8 protein-coding genes, 2 pseudogenes and 1 riboswitch are annotated in these 9,023 nt (G+C 48.3%); of the genes and pseudogenes, 4 read left to right on the top strand and 6 right to left on the bottom strand.

Going from position 1 to position 9,023, the window contains the following annotated elements; genetic code table 11:
* The 6 genes and pseudogenes from C8R14_RS10900 to aroC form a co-directional block, all read right to left on the bottom strand.
* Positions 1-160, bottom strand: a pseudogene (locus C8R14_RS10900) (IS481 family transposase); the annotation flags it as partial.
* Positions 161-228: 68 nt separating this feature from the next.
* A pseudogene (locus tag C8R14_RS10895) lies at positions 229-851 on the bottom strand (transposase family protein).
* 206 nt (positions 852-1,057) lie between these two features.
* Positions 1,058-1,384 carry a hypothetical protein gene (locus C8R14_RS10890; protein WP_011634991.1) on the bottom strand — a complete coding sequence of 109 codons (327 nt, stop codon included), beginning with the start codon at positions 1,382-1,384 and terminating at the stop codon, positions 1,058-1,060.
* A gap of 57 nt (positions 1,385-1,441) precedes the next feature.
* Positions 1,442-2,215, bottom strand: coding sequence for a complement resistance protein TraT (locus C8R14_RS10885; RefSeq protein ID WP_011634990.1), 774 nt, complete (start codon positions 2,213-2,215; stop codon positions 1,442-1,444).
* A 120-nt stretch (positions 2,216-2,335) separates the two neighbouring features.
* Positions 2,336-2,689, bottom strand: coding sequence for a hypothetical protein (locus tag C8R14_RS10880; protein WP_011634989.1), 354 nt, complete (start codon positions 2,687-2,689; stop codon positions 2,336-2,338).
* Positions 2,690-2,903: 214 nt separating this feature from the next.
* On the bottom strand, positions 2,904-4,076 hold the full coding sequence (gene aroC, locus C8R14_RS10875; RefSeq protein ID WP_011634988.1) for a chorismate synthase: 1,173 nt from the start codon (positions 4,074-4,076) through the stop codon (positions 2,904-2,906).
* A 173-nt stretch (positions 4,077-4,249) separates the two neighbouring features.
* Here aroC and hemF point away from each other — a divergent pair, with 173 nt between their 5' ends.
* The 4 genes from hemF to gcvPA all read left to right on the top strand — a co-directional run bounded on the left by hemF (position 4,250) and on the right by gcvPA (position 9,009).
* Positions 4,250-5,155: an oxygen-dependent coproporphyrinogen oxidase gene (gene hemF / locus C8R14_RS10870; RefSeq protein ID WP_011634987.1), complete on the top strand. Its 906-nt coding sequence runs from the start codon at positions 4,250-4,252 to the stop codon at positions 5,153-5,155.
* A gap of 545 nt (positions 5,156-5,700) precedes the next feature.
* Positions 5,701-5,799: riboswitch (glycine riboswitch) on the top strand.
* 93 nt (positions 5,800-5,892) lie between these two features.
* Entirely contained in the window at positions 5,893-6,984 is a 1,092-nt protein-coding gene (gcvT, locus tag C8R14_RS10865; RefSeq protein ID WP_011634986.1) for a glycine cleavage system aminomethyltransferase GcvT, read from the top strand.
* 70 nt (positions 6,985-7,054) lie between these two features.
* Positions 7,055-7,444, top strand: coding sequence for a glycine cleavage system protein GcvH (gene gcvH / locus C8R14_RS10860; protein ID WP_011634985.1), 390 nt, complete (start codon positions 7,055-7,057; stop codon positions 7,442-7,444).
* Between the two features lie 209 nt (positions 7,445-7,653).
* Positions 7,654-9,009, top strand: coding sequence for an aminomethyl-transferring glycine dehydrogenase subunit GcvPA (gene gcvPA, locus C8R14_RS10855; RefSeq protein ID WP_011634984.1), 1,356 nt, complete (start codon positions 7,654-7,656; stop codon positions 9,007-9,009).
* Positions 9,010-9,023 lie beyond the last annotated feature (14 nt).

Here is a 9,023-nt window from a genome sequence, read left to right as displayed (position 1 = left end):
TCGGTGCATCGTGGGTGAATTCCCGCTTCCGCCACTTCGCTACCGTTTTTGGATTAATCCCATGCCGCTTGGCCAGAACATTCAGACTCTCTTGACTATTTTGTATCGCTCGACGCACCGCCACTGTCGTGCGGGCGCTTCCGTGTAATATCTGTCCCATAAATCATCCCTCCGTAGCTGGTTATATGTTACACCGGCACACCGTGGGACTAAACACTAAGCGCCTGTTTACGATCTTTTGAGTAGTAGAGCCAGGAAGGCCAGGTGGGTAAATTGCAGGCTGGTATTGAGTTTGTGCTCACAGCTCTTCCATAATCACCGGCATTTTTCCTGCCATTAAAAAGTTCGTTTCACAATCCAACGCCTGGGAATGGCAGGAAAAGTGTGCAGTTCATTTCTCCTGGCGATCTGCACCGTGATCACCTCACCCAAACACAATCGGTAAATGGTTGGGCTGTGTAGCCAGACTGCAAGCATACTCAATACACGGGACAGTCGGGATGCTACTGGCGCCAATGCAGCAATATGTCTCGTTTGATTCCGGGTATTTTATTACCCGCATGCAGCTCTTTTATATCTGATTTTTTAATGCGCACTCCAACGCACTCATGCCACCGACGTCAGGTTTTTTTCATTTGGAGAAATATGCGCAAACCATTTCCCGTTTCAGGTAGTCACCGAGAAGCGCTCGCCATTGGTAGTCCGTTTTAAGCATGTACACCACTTTGTAAAACACATCAAACAGGTCAACAATGCGCGGTTTGGTGACGCAGATTGGTGACTTTGCGAACTCTTTTCAGGATCGGCTGAATGGCAGCAAATTGTTCTTGCGATAGATGGAGCGCCTGGATAACTTTTTCTCAGAACCTGTTCAATATCTCACTGAAGGGCACATTACGGCGTTGAAATTGAACTCAAAATGCTCACATACTTCAAGTATGCTCCGCTTTCTCGTTCAATTTTGCCTTGCACTGCATCCCTTGATCGAGATCTTGAACAGGTTCTCATGCCCCAGCATGATCACCAATTTTATAAGATCATAAACAGGTTCTAAAATCTATTTTCTGCCAGAGCTGCTTTTCTGGCGCATTTTTCTATCCAGTTTCTGCATTTGTTCAGGCGTGAGTACCGCTTGCAAGTTGGTATGGGTTTCTTCCTGAATTGCCTGTAATTTCATCTTCTCCTCGTTGAACACTGCTTCAACTTCCTTTTTCTCATTGTTGAGAATAGTTTCAACCTGGGAGCGCTGCGTGTCACTGAGTCCCAGCTCTTTTGCCATACGATTGACCACTGAATGGCTGTCAGCGGGCTGTGTTGCCAATATAGTTGTGGATGACAACAAAGCCACTGAAGTCAGCGTGATGATCATGGTGTCTATGGTCATTGTGGATCTCCTTTGATGAGTCGCCCCCAGATGTTGTGCCAGGTGGCAGGCAGAATGTCAGAATAATCCGGAAATAGTGCGTGCCAGGCCATTCGTTAATTCAGGTGCGGCTTCTTCATATTCAAGATTGGCCTTGTTGGCGATGCTGACGACGCGGGTGCGATACTTGTTCATTTCGCTGACTTTGGAAGAAGTCTGTCTTTTAGAACCTCCAACCCCCTGTTTCAGATCCTGTTGACGATCTTCGCGTACGATGACGCCATCTTCAGCACGCTCAGCGATCTCAATATCGGTGATGGCCATAAAGGTAACGTCTTTTACTGCAGCCCCGGCGATGGTATCCACCAGGCCAAATGCTGCCGCGCCGGCGAGCCCACCAATCCCGGCGCCGCTCCAGCCACTAATAGCTGCGCCAGTTGCCGAGCCTACTGCAGCGCCCATTGCTGCACTGCCCAGCCCACCATAACCCGCTCTCAAAGCGGATTCGGCTGCGGTCGGGCTGGCTTTCTCAACGCTTAGCACGTTGACTTGCAACCAGTAATGCGCCGCTTTCGGGTTTTCTGTAATGCGGTAACCTTTGCTTTGTAATGAATTGATGACAGACGGGGAAATATCGAAATTGGTTTTGTCAGAAGCATTGCGAATGTTCAGGTAGACAACTTTTTGCCCTGGCTCAACTGGATCCAGAAAAATAGTGTCACTCATCTTGGTTTGCACATCCAAATCCTTTTTTGCAATGGATGTATGAACTGCAGCACAACCACCCAATGTCAAAGAGAGAACTATGATCCCGGCCAGAGCCCGGGCTGGTTTACTGATGGAATAATCCATTTCACCTCCTGGTATTTAGTTTTAGTATTTGTGTGAAAAATTAAAGATCAAACGAATAAACTGTTTTTATATAGCTGAGATATGTGATTGCCGCTTGCATATACTTTGCAATTGAACAATTTACCAGCCGTAATAAAAGGGAAGGTAGCGATTAAGGCCGTAATAGCCGCCATAATAGGGTCGGGCGTATCCTCCAAAGTAGCTTCCGTAACCGTAATTTCCACCTGTCGTACACCCAGGTCCGACGCAAGCCGGTTTCTGGCTGGGCGCGATGCTGGATTTGCCCTTTTGTGTGGCCTCTTTCAATGCGGAGGTCAGTTCTGCATCGCTGGGAACACTAAATGGCTTATTGAGAATTTCAGTGTTGAATTGTCGTTGAATTTCACTGATGTCCTGCGCCCATCCTGCAGTACTGCTGGTCAAGAGAAACAGCAATCCCGCGTAAACAGCAAAATTTGATCGTCTTGTGCCCATTCTGCCATCTCCTTACATAAAGTTGTCCTTAAAACGGAACCTGTTTCAGGTTCTTAAACGATTCTGACTTTCTGGCATATCGAATGTGGATTTCTCAAGTACGAATTATGCGGTTGTTGTTGCTTGATCAGTGATTTTTTTAGTTCTCAGCGACGAGTTGATGTGAGAGAGGCAGAGTTGAGAATTACCTGTTTTTCTGGGGTAAATAATCTGTTTACGAATTTTCATCCGGTTCCGGATCTTCAGCCCGGCGTACGTCGGGTTGTGTTGTTACCGGATTTGTCGGGTTGATGATATTTCCGGGAACTTTGGGAGTGGTACAAACCACATCTTCATTCTGTCCTCGATGACGCAGGGCATGATCCATCAAGACGATAGCCAGCATCGCTTCCACGATAGGTGTTGCCCGGATGCCGACGCAGGGGTCGTGTCTGCCGTGGGTTTCAACAATCACGGGATTGCCGGCCTTGTCGATAGAACGTCGCCCGAGCCGGATGCTCGAGGTGGGCTTGATCGCTACGCTGACGGTAATCGGCTGGCTGCTGGAAATACCTCCCAGAATTCCACCGGCATTGTTGCTCAGAAATCCTTCGGGTGTGATTTCATCCGAGTGTTCTGTTCCTTTTTGCGTCACACTATTGAATCCTGCACCGATTTCTACCCCCTTGGCTGCGTTGATACTCATCATGGCGTAAGCAATATCAGCATCCAGCCGGTCGTAAACCGGTTCACCCCAGCCAACAGGCACACCTTCCGCTATTACATTGATCCGGGCACCCGCTGAATCGCCTGATTTGCGCAAGGCATCCATAAATGCTTCCAGTTTGGGAACGTAGTCATCATCCGCGACAAAAAAAGGATTCTGGTTGATGACTTCCCAGTTTTTAAAGGGAATGGCGATTGGGCCAAGCTGCGCCATATAGCCCCGAATGACAATGCCATAGCGTTCATGCAGCCATTTTTTGGCAATAGCGCCAGCTGCTACCCGCACAGCCGTTTCCCGTGCGGATGAACGACCGCCACCACGATAATCGCGAATGCCGTATTTTTGCCAGTAGGTGTAATCTGCATGGCCAGGACGGAACACATCCATGATCTTACTGTAATCCTTGCTGCGCTGATCTTCATTACGAATCAGCAGAGCAATTGGTGTCCCCGTTGTGATGTTGTCAAATACGCCCGAGAGTATTTCCACCCGATCTCCCTCATGCCGTTGGGTGACATGTCGGGAAGTGCCAGGTTTGCGTCGATCGAGCTCCAGCTGAATATCCATGGCAGATAACACTAGCCCGGGGGGGCATCCGTCCACGATACAGCCGATCGCCGGGCCGTGGGATTCACCAAATGAAGTGACGCAAAACAGCTTTCCGATGGTATTGCCAGACATTACAGATCCTTGGTTAAACGAGGAAATCATGGAGTCTAACATAAGCCAAAACGGAGAGATGGGATGACAATTGAGTGGTGGCGTGGTATCAGCGTGCTAATTTGAATGTGTGAAGGTAGAATTGCCCGAAAAGGCCGATTGACGAATATCAGCATCACATATTGGGAGAGGATATGGACTTTGCACAAGTCAAGGATTATCTGGTTAATTTACAGAATAATATTGTGGCCGGATTGGAGCAGGCTGATGGTGGTTCATTTCGTCGCGATTCATGGGATCGCCCGGAAGGTGGGGGAGGAACCAGTTGTGTGATCGAAGAAGGCAATGTATTGGAGCGTGGTGGTGTCAATTTTTCCCATGTACATGGGAAAGGTTTGCCTGCCTCGGCTACAGCAGCCCGGCCAGAACTTGCAGGCAGGGCGTTTGAAGCAGCGGGGGTTTCACTGGTGCTGCATCCGCGCAATCCCTATGCACCGACTGTCCACATGAATGTCCGTTTTTTTGCCGCCATCAAAGAAGGAGCCGAACCAGTCTGGTGGTTTGGCGGGGGTATGGATCTTACGCCTTACTATGGTTTCGAAGAGGATGCTATTCATTTTCATCAGATCTGCAAGCATGCACTTCAGCCTTCGGGTAGTGAATATTACCCACGTTTCAAAAAATGGTGTGATGAATACTTTTACCTGAAACACCGCAAAGAACCGCGTGGAATAGGTGGTGTATTTTTTGACGACCTCAACCAGCCGGATTTTGTCACCTGTTTCAACCTGACCAAAAGTGTAGGGGATCAGTTTCTGGCGGCGTATGTCCCCATCCTGCAAAAACGCTGCAATCTTCCTTATGGCGAACGTGAACGGGATTTTCAAGCCTATCGCCGCGGTCGTTATGTGGAATTTAACCTGGTATGGGATCGCGGAACGCTGTTTGGCCTACAGTCAGGGGGGCGTACCGAATCTATCCTGATGTCACTGCCGCCTATCGTCAAATGGCGTTACGATTGGTCACCCGCAGCGGGTAGCCCGGAAGCAAAGCTCTATACTGATTTCCTGATTGGCAAGGACTGGCTGCCGCTTGATTGATGAGACAACTTCAAAAATAGCAGATCTGAGTACAAGCTGGATTTGTTATTGATGTGCGCTTGGCACGAGCGCACTCTTTGAATCTCCTCGGACGGTTAGGCTGTTTGGGAGAGAAATTTCTGTTCAGTTTGTTGTCAGCAACAGGCTGATTGTGTTTGCTGTCTGTTATCACCTGTTCAGTCCCGGATGATTGTATAGACAAAATTTGTTATCCGCTGCTCATGGCGCGAACTGTCATGAGAGCGCTGATAGAATCCATCAAGCTAGCCGGGAGAACCATGAAATGATAATAGCTTTACATATATGCTCGTGCTACATCAGCGATACGGGCTGAAATTGCCGCAAGCGTTGATTCTGCTGTGGTGCTGGCGCAACGCTGCGGTCTCACCTTGTCTTAATATCCCAAGCTAGAGTATAGTTCGACCTGCTAACATTTCATCCAGGCAGGAGAGTGCGCTGTGTCTGAATAAAACACAGCGTCACCGAAGGCGTAACCCCCCGGAATCGCTCAGGTGTGGCTGTGTAAAGCTTGAATAACTGCTTGTGATCGGCAATCTGGAGAGCGCTGAAACAATTTCAGCCACCGAAGGGGCATGCGGAAAGTTATCCGTAAAACTCTCAGGTAAAAGGACAGAGGGGGTAGTTGATATCTGTTGGCCGCTGCGATCATGAGTAGTATTGCGTGGATGCAGAAATAGCACAGATAAAACTTTCCTTTTACTTTTGAGAGAGAATAAATGCTGAAGACAACCCCTCTGAATGCGGCACACCGTGGCATGCACGCAAAAATGGTGGATTTTGGTGGTTGGGATATGCCCTTACACTATGGTTCCCAGTTGGATGAGCATCATGCTGTCAGACGTGATGCCGGCATGTTTGATGTCTCCCATATGCTGACAGTCGATCTTCACGGCGAAAATGTTCGTCAATTTCTGCGAGGATTGGTAGCAAATAATATCGATAAGCTTACCGTTCCTGGTAAGGCGCTCTATACCTGTATGTTGAATCCTGCTGGTGGGATTATCGATGATCTGATCATTTATTTCCTGTCCGAATCCTGGTTTCGTCTGGTGGTGAATGCCGGTACGGCGGATAAGGATATTGACTGGATTACCTTGCAATCCAGTCAACATGCACCTGATTTAACCATCACTCCACGTCGTGACCTTGCCATGATCGCTGTGCAAGGGCCGAATGCTCGTGCAAAAGTATGGGCTGTTATTCCAGATTCCAAAGCAGCTTCAGAAGACCTGAAGCCATTCCAGTCAGTAGCATTTGGCAACTATTTCATTGCGCGTACCGGCTATACCGGTGAGGATGGCTTTGAAATTACATTACCCGCCGATGAGGCTGCAGCTTTTTGGCAAAAGCTGCATGCGGCGGGTGTGGCCCCGGCTGGCCTGGGTTCACGCGACACCCTGCGTCTGGAAGCAGGTATGAATCTTTATGGTCAGGATATGGACGAAACCACCAATCCGCTCGAATCCGGATTGGCGTGGACCGTAGATCTAAAAAGCGAGCGGGATTTTATTGGCAAACAGGCCTTGCTTGAAAAGCCGGTTAATCAACAATTGGTAGGACTGGTTCTGCTGGATAAGGGCGTATTACGCAACCATCAAAAAATTATTACACAGCATGAGGGTATCGCTGGTGAGGGAGAAATCACCAGTGGTGGATTTTCGCCCACTTTAAATCAGTCGATTGCACTGGCTCGTATTCCGGTGGGAATCGCTGCAGGAGAGCAGGTACATGTTGTCGTGCGGGATAAACAGCTTGCGGCAAGGGTTGTTAAATACCCGTTTGTACGCAATGGCCAGGCACTGATCTGATTTTTGTAAAAGTATCAGCAGATAAAGCATTTTGAATTTTTAAACCTAAATTTAGGGGAGTGACGGATAAATGAGCGTTCCAGCAGAGCTGAAATATGCAAAATCACACGAATGGATCAAGTTGGAGGCAGATGGTACGGTAACAGTAGGTATCACTCAACATGCCCAGGAATTACTGGGAGATATGGTGTTCGTTGAATTGCCCAAGGTAGGGCGCATCCTGGCGCAGCAGGAAGATTGTGCGGTAGTGGAATCTGTCAAGGCGGCTTCAGATATTTATGCTCCACTCAGCGGAGAAGTTATTGCTATCAATGCTGAGGTGGAATCATCCCCGGAAAAAATAAATGAAGATAGTTATTCAGCCTGGTTGTTTAAACTGAAGCCGGCCAATACGGCTGAAATTGATGGATTACTTGATGCCAACGGATATGAAAAGCTGCTGGAAAGTGATGCACATTAACAGGATGGTGAGAAACATTGATGAAGATGCCGTCGGAGCAAGGCAAAACAGGCAAAAAAGCGCAGTTTATGTATACGGTAAATGAGCTTTGAGCCTGTTGTTAACACAACGATGGCAACGCAGAAGTTTTTCACCGCTTTGTTAAAGCTGTTTGCAGTAAATAGACAAGCAGACATAACCTTTAAGTTTTTTGGATAATACAGTTAATCATGCCATTTATTCCCCATACAGAAGAAGATGTAACAGAAATGCTTGCCAGCATTGGCGCTACATCTATCGATGAATTATTCGACGAAATTCCCGCCGAGCTAAAAAACGGGAAATTAACCCAGGTACCGACTGGCATGAGCGAAATGGAAATTTCGCGCCTCATGTACGAACGTGCGCAGAAAGATGGGTTCTATCTCAGCTTTATCGGCGCAGGTGCTTATGAACATCATATTCCAGCAGCAGTCTGGCAAATAACAACCCGGGGAGAATTTTATTCTTCCTACACACCTTATCAGGCAGAGGCCAGCCAGGGGACATTGCAATTGTTGTACGAATACCAGACTATGATGGCGTCGTTGGCCGGAATGGATGTGTCCAATGCCAGTTTGTATGATGGGGCATCTGCTCTGGCCGAGGCTGCTCTGATGGCTGTGCGCCAGCACAAATCATCCAGACGTATTCTGGTTCCGCAGACTGTGCACCCAATTTATCGCAGTGTGGTTCGTACCATTGTCAGAAATCAGGCGATCGAGGTGGTTGAGGTTCCATACGATCCTGCCACTGGGCAGGTGTCCATTGATCAGCTTGACCAGTTTGCACAGGAAGAATTTGCTGCGCTGATTATTCCTCAACCCAATTTTTTTGGTGTGCTCGAACAGGTCGATACGCTGGCTGATTGGGCACACGACAAGCAATCTCTGGCTATTGCAGTGGTTAACCCGACTGCACTTGCCATGTTGAAACCACCAGGAGAATGGGGGCGTCAGGGAGCAGATATCGCTGTCGGAGAAGGACAACCTCTGGGAATTCCACTTTCCAGTGGCGGGCCATACTTTGGCTTCATGGCCTGCAAACAAGAACTGGTTCGGCAAATGCCGGGGCGGATCATTGGACGGACTACCGATCTGGAAGGCAAAGAAGGTTTTGCCTTGACATTGCAGGCAAGGGAGCAACATATCCGTCGTTCGAAAGCAACTTCCAATATTTGTACCAATCAGGGATTGATGGTAACAGCAGCGACAATTTACATGTCGTTACTGGGGCCTGAAGGATTGTATCGGGTTGCCGCCCAATCTCATGCAAACACTTTGGCGCTGGTGGAACAACTGGAAACACTTCCCGGCGTGAAGAAAGCATTCCACAGCCCGTTCTTTCACGAAGCAGTGCTTCAGCTATCTGTTCCGGCTGATGAAGTCTTGAACAAGCTCAAAGCGCAAGGCGTACTTGGAGGTGTACTACTTGAGAATTACTACCCGGATCTGAAGAACACGCTACTGGTCTGCGCAACAGAAACCAAAATAGCAGAAGATCTGGATAAATATACTGAAATGTTGCGGCAGATACTGAAAGCCTGAAATCAGGAGTAAAC

It is taken from the genome of Nitrosomonas eutropha, from assembly GCF_003201195.1.
GTDB classification, from domain to species: domain Bacteria; phylum Pseudomonadota; class Gammaproteobacteria; order Burkholderiales; family Nitrosomonadaceae; genus Nitrosomonas; species Nitrosomonas eutropha.
Note: the sequence above shows the minus strand (reverse complement) of the source record. Positions and strands in the feature narration are given on the sequence as shown.